We start from the raw sequence: 15,054 nt of genomic DNA, 5'->3' as shown, positions 1-15,054 counted from the left end.
CTACTCGGAGGAACGTGACTTCAACTGAAGCGCCACGTCCAGAATCATATCTTCCTGACCGCCGACCATCCCGCGCCGGCCCAGCTCCACCAGGATATCGCGCGGGTCGACGCCGAAGCGCTCCGCGGCCCGCTCGGTATGCAGCAAAAAGGACGAATACACCCCGGCATACCCCAGCATCAGCGCGTTGCCGTCGGTCTGCACCGGCCGCCGCTGCAAGGGGCGCACGATCTTGTCGGCGCAGTCGATCAGCGGATAAAGCTCAAGCCCCGTCTCGATGCCCATGCGCTCGCACACCGCGATCAAGACCTCCAGCGGGCAGTTGCCCGCGCCGGCGCCCATGCCCGCCACCGAGCCATCCACCCGGTCAGCGCCAGCCTCAATCGCCACGATGGTGTTGGCCACGCCCAGCCCCAGGTTGTTGTGGTTATGAAAGCCCACCTGGCAGTCGAGCGCCTCGCGCAACGCCCCGACCTTCTCGCGGGTCTCGTCCATCAGGAGCGCGCCGGCCGAATCCGTCACATAGACACAATGCGCCCCGTAGCTCTCCATCTGTTTCGCCTGGCGCACCAACTCGGCGGTCGGCGTCATATGCGCCATCATCAAAAACCCCACCGTATCGAGCCCCAGCTTGCGCCCGTGCTCGATATGCTGGCGCGCCACATCGGCCTCGGTGCAATGCGTCGCCACGCGGATGGTGTCCACCCCCATCGCTTTGGCCTCATCGATGTCGGCGCGGGTGCCAATCCCCGGCAACAAAAGCGCTGCCAACTTCGCGTGCTTGAGCTCCGCGCGCACCGCCTCGATGTACGCGCGTTCTGTGTGCGCCGAGAACCCGTAGTTAAACGAGTTCCCCTGCAACCCGTCGCCGTGACTCACCTCCACGATGTCGACCTTCGCCTCATCGAGTTTTCTGGCGATCGCCACCATCTGCGCCACCGAGTACTGGTGGCCCAGCGCGTGCATCCCATCGCGAAGGGTGCAGTCGTTCACAAGGATCTTTTTCGACGAAGTCGAAGTCGTCATAACGAGTCTCCAGGCCTGTTCGCGAAGGTGTTTAGCTGACGAGCAGCTCGCCCATCTTCAACGCGGCAGCGGTCATGATGTCGAGGTTCCCGGCGTAGGCGGGCAGAAAGTCGCCCGCTCCCTCCACCTCCAGAAGCACCGTGGTGCGCACGCCGGTCTTCGGCGCCTCCCCCGGCACCCGCAGCGGGTTGACCTCATCGAAGAGCTCAAAGATCGGCGCGCGCACCAGGCGATAGCCCGGCACATACTCGGCGACCCTTTCCACAACCTTTTCCACAGAGCTGCGAATGGCCTCGGTGTCGGCGAGCTCCGAGAAGACGTGGACGGTATCGCGCATGATCAAGGGGGGCTCGGCCGGGTTCAAAATGATGATCGCCTTGCCCCTGGCCGCCCCTCCCACCTCCTCGATCGCCCGCGAGGTGGTCACCGTAAACTCATCGATGTTGGCGCGCGTGCCCGGCCCGGCCGAGCGGCTGGCAATCGCCGCCACAATCTCGGCGTAGGCGACCTTTGCGACCTGACTCACCGCCCACACCACCGGGATCGTCGCCTGGCCCCCGCAGGTCACCATGTTCACGTTCGGCGCCTCGCGGTGTTCCTGGAGGTTGCACACCGGCACCACATAAGGCCCCAGCGCCGCCGGCGTCATATCCACCACCCGCTTACCGGCGCCCTGCAAGAGCTCGGCGTGCTTTGCGTGCGCATAGGCGCTGGTGGCATCAAAGACCAGCTGCACATCGCTGAAGCACGCGTCCTCCATCAACCCCTCAATCCCCCGATGCGTCGTCGCTACGCCCAGCGCACGCGCGCGCTTCAAACCCTCCGAGGCCTCGTCGATGCCCACGAGCATCGCCAGCTCCAGCACCTCGGAGCGCTGCAACTTCATCATCAGGTCCGTGCCGATATTGCCCGAACCCAGAATCGCCACCTTCACTTTGCTCATCGGCTCACTCTCCAAATCGCACCGTCACTCGGCCCAGCCCCGAGATCTCCGCCTCCACGTAGTCGCCGGCGGCCACGTCACACACCGGCCCCAGCGCCCCGCTCAACACCACCTGCCCGGCCTTTAAGCCCTGGCCAAACTCCCCGAGTTTGTTGGCCAGCCACACCACCGCGTTGACCGGATGCCCCAGGCACGCCGCTCCGGCCCCCGTCGACACCACCCGGCCGTTCTTGCGCATCGCCATCCCGCACAGGCGCAGGTCGATGTCTTCGATCTTCTGCGGCCGGCCCCCCAGCACAAAAAGCCCGCTCGACGCGTTGTCGGCGATGGTATCTTCGTAGGTGATCTTCCAGTCGGCGATGCGCGAGTCGATGATCTCAATCGCCGCCATCACATACTCGGTGGCGTGCACCACCTGGGCGGCGGTGACCCCAGGCCCGCTCAGATCCTCTTTGAGCACAAAGGCCACCTCCGCCTCCGCCCGCGGCTGCAAGAGCGTCGAGGTCGAGGCCACCATCGAGTCATTCACCACCATATCGCTCAACAAAAGCCCGAAGTCGGGCTCATTGACCTTCAGCCAGCTCTGAATCGCCTCGCTCGTCAGCCCGATCTTATGGCCCACCAGCCGGGCCGGCCGCGCCCCGTCCAGCCCGTGGCGAAGCTCTCGCCAGCGCCCCACAAGCTCCTGAATCGCGTAGGCTTCTTGCACGCTCAGCCCCTCAAAACTCTGACTCAAGGGCGCACAGGGGCTCTGGCCGAACTGAGCATCCCAGAGCATCTGCGCGGCACGCTCCACGCGCTCCGGATCATGGGTGGTCATAGGGGCTCCAGCAGGGTGTGTGAGAGGTTGTAGACAGAGGAAAAATCGCGCGAAGGCAACGTTCCGACGATTGCCGCTCCCTTCAGGCCAGCGCCACCATCGCCCAGTACACCGCCCCCATCAAGAGCGCAGGCAGCGCCATCTTCCAGCTCGCGCGCGCCATCAGCCCGCCCAGCACCACCGTGCCCAGCCCCAGCGGCATGCTCATATAAGGAATCGGAAGCCCCAGCGCCGCGGGCAGCGGCGACTCAAAAAAGATCTCCAGTCCCAGCGTCACCAGCGCGATCACCCCGGCGGCCACCCCCATCAACGCCAGCGTGCCGTGGGCATAGGAGCCAAAGAGCTTTTGCAACTTCGGCCGCTCCCCTTCCGGCAAGGGTCTGGGACGCGGGGGCATCGGAAACTTGAACATCACACGCTCTCACTTCGCATGGGCTAAGTGCTTAAATCGAAAAGGGAAAGCGGCACCACACCGCCCCGAGCAACCACCCGGACCTAAACGAAAAAACGATTGCTGTAAAACTCCGCCATCCGCTTGAAGGTGATGGCCCCGAACGCGTTGACCGCAAAGCCCGCCACCACACACGCCTTAAAGAGACGCGTCAGCGGCCGCCGCCCCACCGCCAGCAGCACGATCAGATACGCCGTGAAATCCAGGCTGAAGCGATACCCGAACTGCTCATACCCCGTGTTCTGATACAAAAACCCCGGGATCGCGATCGCCGCCACCGTCGCCCACAGCGCCCGGTGCAAGAATCGCTCACCCGCGTCGCGCCGCTCCCTGGGCCACAAGAGGTACGCAAAGGCCGGCGTCGTCAAAAGCAGACTCATCCCATGCCGGCTCACCACCACATAGGGGTAGCTCGTCTGCAGCTCCGGCATCAGCGTAAAGGCCGCCGAGAGGTTCTTGCCCAGAAAATGCCAGTGAAAGAGCCCGTACTCCACGATCCGCCCGATGCGTCCCTCGGCCAGGTAGCGGTGCCCGAACTCCGTAAAGGATTCAAAACGCACATAATTCATAAAGAGCAGGCTCAACCCCACCGCCAGACAGGGGATGCAGAAGAGCACGAGCTTCTTGAGCTGCGCCTTATACTGCGAGGGCACCACGAGCTTCCCCTCGGGGAAGGCCACCATCAAAAAGAAGAAGATCGCCGAGAACACAAGCGGCGTGCGCGTCGCAAAGCCCAGCGCCAGACACACCCCCGCCAGAAAGGGCCGCCGGGCGTGCAGCCCAAAATAGATATAGCCCAGAGTAAAGGTGATCCCCACCACCAGCGCCGTAAACCACACCTGCCCCAGCACCGCGCACCACAGGTGCACCGTCCCAAACCCAAAGAGCGCGGTGAGCCAGAGGTTATCGCTGCGGCTGCGCTCGGTGACCCCTGTCGCCGAGAGCCGCTCCAGGAGCAGGAACATCAGGAGCACGTTGAGCGCCGCAAACACGATCGTAAAAAGCACGTCGTTGGTCTCCCAACCCCAGATGGCCACCAGCGGCATCATCAAAAAGCCCGGCCCCGGTGGAAAAGACACAAAGTAGCGCCGCGTCTGCTCCGCCCCCCGCATCTCCGCCCGCGGGATCTCCATCACCTCCCCGCTCAAGAGCTTAAACTCCCCGTGCTGCGCTCGCCCCGCCCAGTTCCCCTTCACCACCTCCCCGCTGCGCAGCTCAATCTCCCGATAACTCGCCCAATCATTGCGATGATGGGGCTCGCGATCGAGCTCAAAGGCCACCAGCCCCTCGCGCGCCGCGGCGGCTTCCTCGCTGAAGGTCGCCGCGATCATCTGGTTGTAGGTATGCGCCAGATACACAAAGTGATTGTCCGGACTGGGGCCCTTGAGGCGGTCGCCGCTAAACGCCGCAAAGACGGCCAGCGCGAGTAAAAAGATCCCCACCATCCACTGCCAGCTCACGCGGCGATCGGTGGGAGAAGTCTCGGAGTGGGGCGTTGAAGTCGGCTGGGAGGTCATCGTTCGTCTACCGCGCAATAAATCCAGATTGGGCATCAGCGAGCGCGCGCCCGCCAGGAGAGCGCGCGGACCATACACCTGCGAGCCAGTGCCAAACAATGCCCGCACCTCCACCCCCCAGGGCAATCGCAAAGTCCCACAAGACTTTTTAAGGAGAACCCACCCAATCCGTAGGGAGGAGTCTTGTGCCCCTCCCGAACTCCCAGGGCGGGGACCTACAAGGGGTCCCCCTTCGGTGGCGGGTGGTGGGGACCCACTTTGCGATTGCCCTGCTCCCCCCCCACCCCACGCGGGCAACTCGCCATCGCCGCTGCAGTTGCATTGTGCCCGCAGCTTCGTTTTAGTAAGGGACCACCTCGTTTCGAACGCTCTGCTTAGAACGCCCCTTTTTCGCCAGGGATCTGACGGTGTTACGCCCCTTTGCTACCTCTTTTGTGATCATCCTGCTGGCCTCGCTGCTCAGCGCGGGCTGCGCCAGCGTCGAGCCCGACTGGAACATCGAGCCCGACGCGTCCTCCCCGGACACCGACGCGCCCGACAGCGGCCAGCCCGACCTGGGGCTCCCCGACGCCGATCCGGCCGACGCCGGCGATGACGCCGACGCCGACGCTCAAGAAGACGCCGACACCACCGAGCCGCTCCCCTGCGAGGGCCTCTGCGGCCCCAACGAACAATGCCGCGACGAGGTCTGCGTCGACCTCTGCGAGGAGGCCGGCTTTGTATGCGGCGACCACACCCTTTCCGGTCAGGCGGTGAGTTGCGGCACCTGCGACCTCGGCGCCTGTCAGGAAGGACAATGTGTCGACGTCTGCGGGGAGGTCGGCGCCGAATGCGGCGACATCTACATCGACGGCACCCGGTACAGCTGCGCGGACTGCGCCGGCGGCGAACGCTGCGCGCCAAATAACCTCTGCGTGGCCGACCAGAATTTTGTTGACCTCACCGCCGGCGCCGAACACACCTGCGCGCTCCGCCCCAACGGCCAGGTCCGCTGCTGGGGACGCGGCGACAGCGGTCAGATTGGCAACAACCGTACCTCAGGAAGTGCCTTTCCCTACGCCATCACCTCCATCAACGACGGCCGGCAGGTGAGCGCCGGCAACACCCATACCTGTGTGGTGAAAGCCGACAACCGCGCCCTCTGCTGGGGCAATAACAATCACGGTAAACTTGGTGTGGACACGACCAACAACACCTCCTCCACGCCCATGGCCGTGACCGATCTCTTCGACCTGACCCATATCTCCGCCGGCGGCAACCACACCTGCGCACGCACCACCGGGGGAATGGTGCGCTGCTGGGGCTACAACGGCCAGGGGCAACTTGGGGGAGGTACCATCACCCTGACATCCGCTAAGGTCCTCGTCCAGAACCAGACCGGCGGCAACTTCGACCAGGTCGTCGATGTAAGCGTTGGCAACCTTCACGCCTGCGCGCTGAGAACCTCTGGCGAGGTCTGGTGCTGGGGGATTAACACCTTAAGTCAGCTGGGAGTCGGAAACACCGACGGTGCAACGACCCCGCGCCGGGTCTTCAACCTCCCCGCCTCGCGTCGCATCAGCGCAGGCTACGATCACTCCTGTGCCCTGACTCTCGACGGTGACGTATATTGCTGGGGTGGTAACACATCGGGACAACTGGGCCGCGGCACCTCCGGCGGCGCGGGCCTGGCCCAGCGCGTCAACCTCCCGGCCGACGCCGTCGACGTCGCTGCCGGCTGGCTGCATACCTGCGCGGCACTTATCGACGGTCGAACCTACTGCTGGGGCGATAACGCTCGCAACCAGCTCAGCCGCGCATCCTCGACAAGCCAGAGCACAACGCCGATTCCTGTTACCCTGGCCCAAGAGATCTACCGCGTGACCGCAGGCAACTTCCACAGCTGTGCGTTGAGCACCTCCGGCGACGCCTTCTGCTGGGGTGCCAACGTCGACGGCCAACTCGGCGACGGCACCGAGGGCGAAAACAACATGAGCATCACCCCGGTGCAGGTAGCGCCCTAAGCCCGTTGCGGCTACGATGCCCTGCGCGCGCTGCAACCACGCGCGCCCGATGCTCCTCTGACGTTGATGCACTGCCCGGATCTATGATGGACGCCTCCCTCCTCTCCACCCTCGCGCTTCGCGGCGCCGCCTCCCTCGCTCTGACCCTGATGTTCGTTGGCTGCTCCGGCGACAGCGACACCGCCGACCCGGTCGAGCTCCCCGACACCAACATCGAGGATGTCTCCGAAGACGCCGGCCCCGACGCCGAGCCCGATCTCGGCGATGAGCCCGACACTCTGGCCGGCCCCCCCAACATCGACGTCAGCCCCATCGCCATCGCTTTCGAAGACGTGCGCCTTGGCGAAGAAGACAGCGCCATCGTCACCATCCGCAACACCGGCGAAAGCCCGCTCATCGTCACGCGCCTGGCCATCGAGCACTTCCAGCTCCCGGGCACCACGCCTCAGTTTCGCCCCGGCGAGGGCTGGGCCGAGAGCTTCGAGCTCGCTCCCAACACCTACCGCGACGTGACCATCCGCTGGGAGCCCACCCTCTACACCGGCATCGGCGGCCGCCTCATCATCGGCAGCGACGACCCGGACACCCCCGAAGTCATCATCCCCATCCAGTCCACCTCGGCCTACGCCCAGGCCGAAGCCCCGCGCTACGTCAACTTCGGCTCGGTCAGCGTCGGTGAGACGGCCACCCGCGAGATCACTGTCTACAACCGCGGCATTGACCCGCTCAACATCACCGCGCTCACCTCCACCGGCGACGAGGAGTTCGCTTCCCAGTTCAGCGCCCGCGCGCTCGAGCCCCAGCTCCCCGCCTTCCTGCAGCGCAACGACAAGATCGACCTCGAGCTGAGCTTCACCCCCACCACCGAGGAGATCGCCAGCGGCCAGCTCACCATCGCCGCCAACCTCCCCGACGGCCCCGACATCATCGTCGAGCTCCAGGGTAACGGCCCCGCCCCCTGCATCCGCACCAGCGGCGACCTCGACTTCGGCGAGCTCCTGCCGGGCGCCGAGACCAGCGAAGATATCGTTTTGCTCAACTGCAGCCGCGACCGCTCCCTGACCATCAGCGAGCTTGAGCTCACCAACGACGGCGGCGGCGTCTTCAGCCTCCCCGCCCCTCCCGCCCTCCCGCTCGTTCTGGGCATCGCCCAGACCGAGGCCATCGCTATCGACGCCAACCTCAACGTCGAACAGGAGGCCCTGGGTCAGCTCACCCTCACCACCAACGACCCCACGCAGAGCGAGATCATCCTGCAACTTCGCGCGCGACCGGTCGACGAGCCTGGCGAATAACCCTTTGATCTAACAGCCATTTTCGACACATCTGAGAGCTCGCGCAAAACGCGGGCTCTCACTGCTCTGCCCTCCCCGCGATCTGTTCTGTCGCCTCCCTCACACTTCTCTATACTGCCACCGGCCCTCCCCCTCCCTCCTTGCCGCAGGCCCCGCATGCCCTCCCTTCCTCATCGCTCGCCAGTCCCCGGTCACCTCCTCGCCATCCTGTGCCTGGCCGTTCTCAGCGCCTGCTCCTCCCCCGCGCCCGAAGAGCCGCTGGTCGTCGAAGAGGAGGTGCCCCGCTACAACTTCGACGACGCCGCCCCCTGGTACCCCTGCCCTGAGACCACCTCCTTCGACGAGCGCGTGGTGGAGGTCGTGGCCATGGACGGCGTCCATCAGTACTTTGGCGACGAAGACCGCCGCACGGTCGACACACCCGTCACCTTCCCCGAGGGCGACTGGTCCCAGGTGGGGCTCAAACTGGAGCTGGCCTGCCCCGAGGGCATGGTCTGCGACCACTGGGACCGCACCGCCAGCCTGGAGCTCATCACCAACCCCGACGCTGCCGAAGACGACCAGAACCGCGTGGAGCTCGCGCGCCACATCACCCCCTACCGCCGCGGCATGTGCCAGTACATCGACCTCACTCCCCTGGCCGGCCTGCTGACTGGCGAGCGCGCGCTGCGCTCCTTCATCGACACCTGGGTCGGCCCCGGCCATGAACAGGGCGAAGGCTGGGAGGTCAGCGCGACCTTCTACTTAACCCCGGGTTACCCGGAAGCCGCCGACGAGGTCATCAACCTCATCGCTCGCCAGGCCATCACCGTCGGCGAAGTGGAGCCCGATCAAAACGTCGCCTCCCAGCTCCCCGAGCTGAGCTTCACACTCCCCGAGAGCTTCCGCCGGGTGGAGGCCCACCTCACCACCACCGGCCACAGCTTTGGCAACACGCGCAACTGCGCCGAGTTCTGCGAGATGCGCCACGATCTTCTCCTCAACGACGACGCCCTCTTCTCGGTGAACCCCTGGCGGGCCGACTGCGCGTTGAATCCCGTCTCCCCCCAGGCCGGCACCTGGGAGTATGCCCGCAACGGCTGGTGCCCGGGCGCCGTCTCCGTCGGCGATCGCGTCGACCTCACCGACGCCGTGCAACCCGGCGACAACACCTTAAGCCTCAACATCCTGCTGGCCGACGGCAGCGAGTACGACAACACCTCCCCGGTCGACCTCCTCCCCTCCACCCAGGTGGCGCTCAAGCTCTACGTGTGGCGCTGATCGTTCGACCCAATGATGACCCACGGTCACTTCCAGAGGTGACCCACGGTCAGTTCTGAAGCCGACCCACGGTCACTTCCAAAAACGACCCACGGTCGCACGAAGTCCTTATTTCATGCGCCTGATCCACCATCCATTAGGCGTTTCCCCGCTCCTCCTTAACTTTATGGTGAAGACCGCCTCGCCACTGCTGCCCGCCCCTATCCCGCGCCGAGGTCATCGCATGACGGACTACCGGATCAGCGCCACGCCCTCCCCGACCACGATCGCCCGCGTGCTCCGGGGTCTGCGCTTCCCGGTGGGTCGCGACGCGCTCTTGCAACACGCCACCGATGCCTATGCCGGCGAGCTGATCCTCTCGGCGCTCAACCGTATGCCGGATCGTACGTTTGTCGATCTCGACGACCTCCTGCACGCCTACCGCTTCGAGCGTACCTGGCCCGATGGCCCCGGCGCTCCCGCCTCGCCACCCTGACCTCCCTCCACGGACCTCCCTGCGCCCTGGTGCGACGTTTAGCCCCGTTGCCAGACCCCACTCGAACGGGGGAGACCGTTCACCACATATCCGTCGCAGGCGCGGGCCTCACCGCACGCATTGCGTCTCCCCGACCCTATTCACCGAGCTGAATGATGCTCTCTAAACACGCCCCGCTGACCCGCCCCCTCCTACTTCCGGCCCTCCTCTTGCTCCTCGCCGGCTGCGGCAGCGCCGAAGACAATCCCACCACGCAGCCTCTCACCCTGAACTTCGCCGCCCAGGTCGGCGACGAGCCCTTCTCCTGCGGTCAAACCTATGAGGGCCTGGGCACCACCGAGACGGCGTTTGAACCCTTCGACTTCCGCCTCTTCATCAGCGAAATTGAACTTCGCGACACCGACGGCCAGTGGCAGCCCCTCAACCTTGATCAGGACGGCGTCTGGCAGCACGAAGACCTCGCGCTTCTCGACTTCGAAGACGCCACCGGCCGCTGTCAGAACGGCAGCACCGAGACCCGCGAGATTGTCACCGGCACGCTCCCCGAAGGCACCTACGACGCCCTGCGCTTCACCATCGGCGTGCCTTTTGAGCTCAACCATATCGACGCGGCCACCGCGCCCAGCCCCCTTAACACCACTGCGATGTTCTGGAGCTGGCTGGGTGGCTACAAGTTCATGCGCATCGAAGGTGCCACCACCGGCCTCGACACCGGCTGGCAATTCCACCTGGGCAGCACCGGATGCGAGCCGGCCGAAGGCGGCGGCGCCACCTCCTGCACCAACGCCAACCGCGCCCGGATCGAGCTGAGCGAGGTCAACGTCGACGCCGACACCCTCGTCTTTGATCTTGCCGAACTTGTCGCCGACGCCAACCTCAATGAGCGTCAGGAAGGCACCCCCTCCGGCTGCATGTCCGGACCGGCCGACAGCGACTGCCAGCCGATCTTCTCCGCGCTCAACCTGACCCACAGCGAGCAAAGCCCCACCCCTCGCCAGGTCGTGCGCGTCCAGGCTCGCTGAAACCCGCACCACGAGCCAACGTCTCCACACCGAGCCCCGACCGTGACCCACGCGCTGCGCCTCACTCCCGCCATCCTTCTCGTGCTCGCCAGCGCGCTCGCCATCCCGCTGGGCTGCTCGGAGGCCACCTCCCCGGAGGTGGCCTCCCCGCCCATCCCCTCCTACTTTCCCACCCCGCGCATCCCCCCGGAGAACCCCTGGAGCGCCGAGAAGGCCGAGCTGGGGCGCGCCCTCTTCTACGACACGCGCCTCTCCGGCAACGGCACCCAGTCCTGCGCCAGCTGCCACCCCCAGTCCAGCGCCTTCGCCGACGTCCTCCCCCGCGCGGTGGGCTCCACCGGCGAAGCGCACCCGCGACGCAGCATGACCCTGACCAACGTCGCCTGGAACCAGACCTACAACTGGGCCAACCCCCTGGTCACCACCCTCGAAACCCAGGCCATTACGCCCATCTTTGGCGAACACCCCGTTGAGCTCGGCCTGGCCGGTCGCGAAGACGAACTGATCGCGCGCCTGCAAAACGAGCCCTTCTACCGCCAGCGCTTCGCCGCCGCCTTCCCCGAGGCCGAAGAGCCCATCACCATCACCCACATCACCTACGCGCTCGCCAGCTTCCAGCGCACACTGGTCTCGGGCTCCAGCGCCTTCGACCGCTTCATGTACGAGGGCGACGCCACCGACTTCTCAGAATCCGCCCGCCGCGGCATGAGCCTCTTCTTCTCCGAGCGCCTGGAGTGCTTCCACTGCCACGGCGGCTTTAACTTCTCCGACGCCATCGACCACGATGGCCTCACCACCACCTCGGCCCCCTTCCACGTCACCGGCCTCTACAACATCGACGGCCAGGGCGCCTACCCCGCCCCCAACACCGGCGTGCACGAAGTCACCGGCCGCCGCGAAGACATGGGCCGCTTCAAAGCCCCCACCCTCCGCAACGTCGCGGTGCGCGCCCCCTACATGCACGACGGCAGCGTCGCCGACCTCGACGCCGTCATCGACCACTACGCCGCCGGCGGCCGCACCATCGCCGACGGCCCCAACGCCGGCGTCGGCTACCTCAACCCCAACTTGAGCCTCTTCGTCCCCGGCTTTCTCATCACCGACGAGGAGCGCGAAGACCTCAAAGCTTTCCTCCACAGCCTCACCGACCACGACTTCCTCACCAACCCCGCCCTTGGCCCCCCTGCCGATCTTCCTCCCTTTGAGCCGCGGGCTGGCGAGTGACATGAAGGCGGGAGCTGCCCACCTTCGCCTCAACCCTTACTACGCCGTGAACAGAAGCCGACGTCGATAGCTGCGAAGCCGAGAGCTTCTCGGGCAAGGCGCAAAACACAGGCGATGCTTTCGCATCGTCGAGGCTTTGCAACGCTGCCCGAGGCGTTCTCAACACAACAGATACGGCGTCAACGATAGCTCACGGCGTAATCGCGCGGAGCTCGCGCATCACGCGGCTGAGTTCCTGCAGGTACGTGTTGAGTTCTTCGCCATGCGCCCTGGCAAACAGCTCCAGCGTGGCATGACGCGCCCGAACCTCTCCACGCTCAATACGCCCGACCTGCCGCGTAGAAACCCCTTCGATATCGGCCTGACGCAGCCCTTTGCGCTCGCGAATCTTCCGCAGAGCAGCCCCCATCCGCTGCTCATCGCGCTGACGCGCCAACATCAACTCGCTCTTTAACGTCGGGTCGAGCACCACACGAACCGACTCGACATTCAAATGAACGTCGAGGTCCGGCCAGTAGATGTAAGCCCCATCCTCGGCCACCTCAAATGTATGAACCTCATCGCGGCTCGCCTTCCGCAACGCCTTAACCTCACGCACCTCGACCTCCAGCGTCTCCAGCGCGCAGGTCCGCACAAAGAGCACCCCCTCCATCACCGTTGCGTCAGCAATAAGCTCGTCCTGCGCCCCCATCGCCCAGGCGTTTACAATGCGACGGAAGACCCGCATGTCGGAATGCACCAACGTATGTTTAAGCGTGCGCAGATTCGCCCGCTCCAACATCGCCAGAATCCACCGGGTATCATGAGACTGCTCCACCAGAAGCCCCCGCAAATGCTTTTTGCGATTGGCTGCCCGCACCACATCCGCCACCTCCCCGAGATGCATCGCAGATGTCAGCACAAAGAGGTTTTCAAACCCCTCCCAATCCTCGCACTCCAACTCCCCGCTGACGCTTACCCCGTCGCGCTCAAAACCTCGCGACTCAACCCCTCGCGCCAACACATGAATGGTCGTCGATGTCGTCATAATGTGTTCTCTTTAGTAGTCGACCTTGACTTCCCACTCCGCCAGAAGCTCCGCGCGGTGCGCCTCGATCTCCCGCAACAATGCTCGGATAAGTCGCCCGTTGATATGCGTTGAACCTCGCGGCCAGACCCACTCATAATCAAGCCCATCCACACGATTCGACGTCAGGACATAAACCCGAATCTCCCACTCGCCAGCCTTTCGCACATGAAAATGCGGGGGTGGATGGTCATTCGAATAAAACAGCCACTCGACTTCAGCCACTTGTATGGCGCGCACCTTGCCCACGTGAAGCTCCCCCCATTTAACGCATCGCCTCGCATCGGATCGCTGTAGCAGCCCTGCGTCTATTCGATTCTAACCCCTCGAACGACACTTTCCAATCCAAAACGAGAACAAAAAGTCCTCCATCGATTCGCTCTTAGTACGATTCAAAATCCCTTGACCCACACCTACACGCACCTACACTCAACGCCGTCATGCAGACCGGTGGAGGGATAGGCCCTTTGAAGCCGGACCAACCTGCCAATCCCGGTAAGGTGGTAAAGCCTGCGCAACTCCCTTCCTGTGGAGCGCACCATGTCTCACGATCCTCGCCATACCCCCCTCGCCCAAACCCCGACAGAACACGCGTACGCCTACCGCCGCGGCTACTCCTACTTCACCGTCGCCCCCGACACCCACAGCCACATGCGCTGCAAGGTCTGCGACGCCGACTGCTTCGCCGAACGCAACGTGCGCGCCCCCCGCGGCATGGCCGAGTCCGTGGCCCATCACAATGGCCTGCTCTCCGAGGCCAACCTGCGTCCCTTCGACCGCTTCACCTGCCCCAACGCCGAGCACCCCTGGCATAAAGAGGCGCAGGCACTCGCCATCGAGCGCGACACCCTGCACAGCCCCGGCCTGCGCGCGGTGGTTCAGACCGACCTGGACAACCTCCTCCGCGAGCACACCAAGAGCAGCTAAACCGTTGATTTCATTGAACAACAGCACCCAAAACATGAGCAAAAAAACGGACTCGCAGTCCCCCTAACCCGACCGCATCCAGGGCTAGAGCAAAAACGAAGCTGTGGCAGCGCCACTGCGAGTCCGCAGCCAACGTCCCCGCATAATATATGCCCCGAGCGCATCCAGGGCTAAGTCCAGAATGGAGCAAAAGCGAAGCTTTGGCAGCGCCACTGCGAGTCCGCAGCGACACATCATGAAAGACGCGGTAGACTCACCCCTTCATCAACGTCATCAACGTCATGGACGTGGTCGACCGCCGATCGAAGGATACCGATGCGCACCTCCCTGTGTTGCCTGACGCTCGTGCTCGCAGCCTGCAACCCCTCCTCCAGCGCGCCCGCGCCGCCGGTCGTGCCCGCTCAGGTCAATGCCCCCGACGACCGCTCCCCCTCCTCCTCACAAGACTCTGCGATGAAGAAGCGCGTCGCCCCCATCCCAACCTCCCCCGTCGAAGCATCGCACGTCGTCTTCGTCGGCCGCCCTCACAACGCGAAGCTGCTCGATTGCGCAAACTGGGAGAGCCCGGACGCCCCCCACCGCCTCCCGGCTCAGCCCCTGCACGACGCCACCGACTACCCGACCCGACACCAGGTCGACTTCACCGAGGTGGTCCCTGTCCAGAACCCCTCCGACGTCGAAACCAACCCGCACGACCCCTACCTCTCCGGCGAAGGCATCGAAGCCCGGGTCGCCTTCGCCATCGGCCCACAAGCCTTTACCTACCAGGCACGGCTGAACCACGACGCCTACGACACCGAGCTCTGCGAGCACCTCAACGCTCTCTTTACGTCGCCCTTCGTCGTCGTTCACGCCTACCCGGTCCACGTCGACCGCGGAAACTCTGTGCCCGACCACGCGCACGGCCTCTGGCTCGAGAGCTGGGGAAGCCTTGGTACCGATCCCACCCGCCAGAGCCGCGGGTTTTCCGACCAGGCGTCGGCGCTGACCTACGCGCGCTCGATTATCGCAACGAACGAGTAGCA

Annotated in this window: 15 protein-coding genes and 1 riboswitch; of the genes, 8 read left to right on the top strand and 7 right to left on the bottom strand. The window is 64.7% G+C overall.

The features are described from left to right. From dmpG to FRC96_RS04415, 5 genes are all read right to left on the bottom strand, one after another. On the bottom strand, positions 1-1,026 hold the full coding sequence (gene dmpG / locus FRC96_RS04435; protein WP_146973170.1) for a 4-hydroxy-2-oxovalerate aldolase: 1,026 nt from the start codon (positions 1,024-1,026) through the stop codon (positions 1-3). A 31-nt stretch (positions 1,027-1,057) separates the two neighbouring features. Beyond that, complete coding sequence (locus tag FRC96_RS04430; RefSeq protein WP_146973167.1) at positions 1,058-1,969, bottom strand: acetaldehyde dehydrogenase (acetylating); 912 nt, start codon at positions 1,967-1,969, stop codon at positions 1,058-1,060. A 4-nt stretch (positions 1,970-1,973) separates the two neighbouring features. Then, entirely contained in the window at positions 1,974-2,789 is an 816-nt protein-coding gene (locus FRC96_RS04425; RefSeq protein ID WP_146973165.1) for a 2-keto-4-pentenoate hydratase, read from the bottom strand. 82 nt (positions 2,790-2,871) lie between these two features. Next, positions 2,872-3,201, bottom strand: a complete 330-nt coding sequence (locus FRC96_RS04420) for a hypothetical protein (RefSeq protein ID WP_146973162.1) — start codon at positions 3,199-3,201, stop codon at positions 2,872-2,874. Positions 3,202-3,284: 83 nt separating this feature from the next. Then, a complete protein-coding gene (locus FRC96_RS04415) occupies positions 3,285-4,757 on the bottom strand; it encodes a hypothetical protein (protein ID WP_146973159.1) in 1,473 nt (490 codons plus the stop codon). Positions 4,758-5,164: 407 nt separating this feature from the next. On the opposite strand from FRC96_RS04415, the gene FRC96_RS04410 reads away from it, so the two are divergent. The 6 genes from FRC96_RS04410 (at position 5,165) to FRC96_RS04385 (ending at position 12,036) form a co-directional block, all read left to right on the top strand. After that, on the top strand, positions 5,165-6,760 hold the full coding sequence (locus FRC96_RS04410; protein WP_146973157.1) for an RCC1 domain-containing protein: 1,596 nt from the start codon (positions 5,165-5,167) through the stop codon (positions 6,758-6,760). Positions 6,761-6,846: 86 nt separating this feature from the next. Next, positions 6,847-8,055, top strand: a complete 1,209-nt coding sequence (locus tag FRC96_RS04405) for a choice-of-anchor D domain-containing protein (RefSeq protein WP_230469870.1) — start codon at positions 6,847-6,849, stop codon at positions 8,053-8,055. A 156-nt stretch (positions 8,056-8,211) separates the two neighbouring features. Beyond that, positions 8,212-9,315 carry a peptide-N-glycosidase F-related protein gene (locus tag FRC96_RS04400; protein WP_146973152.1) on the top strand — a complete coding sequence of 368 codons (1,104 nt, stop codon included), beginning with the start codon at positions 8,212-8,214 and terminating at the stop codon, positions 9,313-9,315. Positions 9,316-9,538: 223 nt separating this feature from the next. Next, entirely contained in the window at positions 9,539-9,790 is a 252-nt protein-coding gene (locus tag FRC96_RS04395; protein ID WP_230469869.1) for a DUF2795 domain-containing protein, read from the top strand. A gap of 155 nt (positions 9,791-9,945) precedes the next feature. Beyond that, positions 9,946-10,812, top strand: coding sequence for an MbnP family copper-binding protein (locus tag FRC96_RS04390; protein WP_230469868.1), 867 nt, complete (start codon positions 9,946-9,948; stop codon positions 10,810-10,812). A 42-nt stretch (positions 10,813-10,854) separates the two neighbouring features. Then, a complete protein-coding gene (locus FRC96_RS04385) occupies positions 10,855-12,036 on the top strand; it encodes a methanobactin export MATE transporter MbnM (protein WP_146973144.1) in 1,182 nt (393 codons plus the stop codon). 190 nt (positions 12,037-12,226) lie between these two features. Here the strand turns inward: FRC96_RS04385 and FRC96_RS04380 are convergent, their stop codons facing one another. Together FRC96_RS04380 and FRC96_RS04375 are read right to left on the bottom strand one after the other, a co-directional pair. Further along, entirely contained in the window at positions 12,227-13,063 is an 837-nt protein-coding gene (locus tag FRC96_RS04380; protein WP_146973143.1) for a DUF2442 domain-containing protein, read from the bottom strand. 12 nt (positions 13,064-13,075) lie between these two features. Further along, on the bottom strand, positions 13,076-13,351 hold the full coding sequence (locus FRC96_RS04375; RefSeq protein WP_146973140.1) for a DUF4160 domain-containing protein: 276 nt from the start codon (positions 13,349-13,351) through the stop codon (positions 13,076-13,078). Between the two features lie 186 nt (positions 13,352-13,537). Beyond that, a riboswitch (SAM riboswitch) is annotated at positions 13,538-13,649 on the top strand. On the opposite strand from FRC96_RS04375, the gene FRC96_RS04370 reads away from it, so the two are divergent. Then, positions 13,643-14,029, top strand: a complete 387-nt coding sequence (locus FRC96_RS04370) for a hypothetical protein (RefSeq protein WP_146973138.1) — start codon at positions 13,643-13,645, stop codon at positions 14,027-14,029. (Overlaps the previous riboswitch by 7 nt.) Positions 14,030-14,344: 315 nt before the next feature. Then, a complete protein-coding gene (locus FRC96_RS04365; RefSeq protein WP_146973135.1) occupies positions 14,345-15,052 on the top strand; it encodes a hypothetical protein in 708 nt (235 codons plus the stop codon). The last annotated feature ends 2 nt before the right edge of the window (positions 15,053-15,054 follow it).

Origin of the sequence: Lujinxingia vulgaris (assembly GCF_007997005.1) — a bacterium.
GTDB lineage: Bacteria > Myxococcota_A > Bradymonadia > Bradymonadales > Bradymonadaceae > Lujinxingia.
Note: the sequence above shows the minus strand (reverse complement) of the source record. Positions and strands in the feature narration are given on the sequence as shown.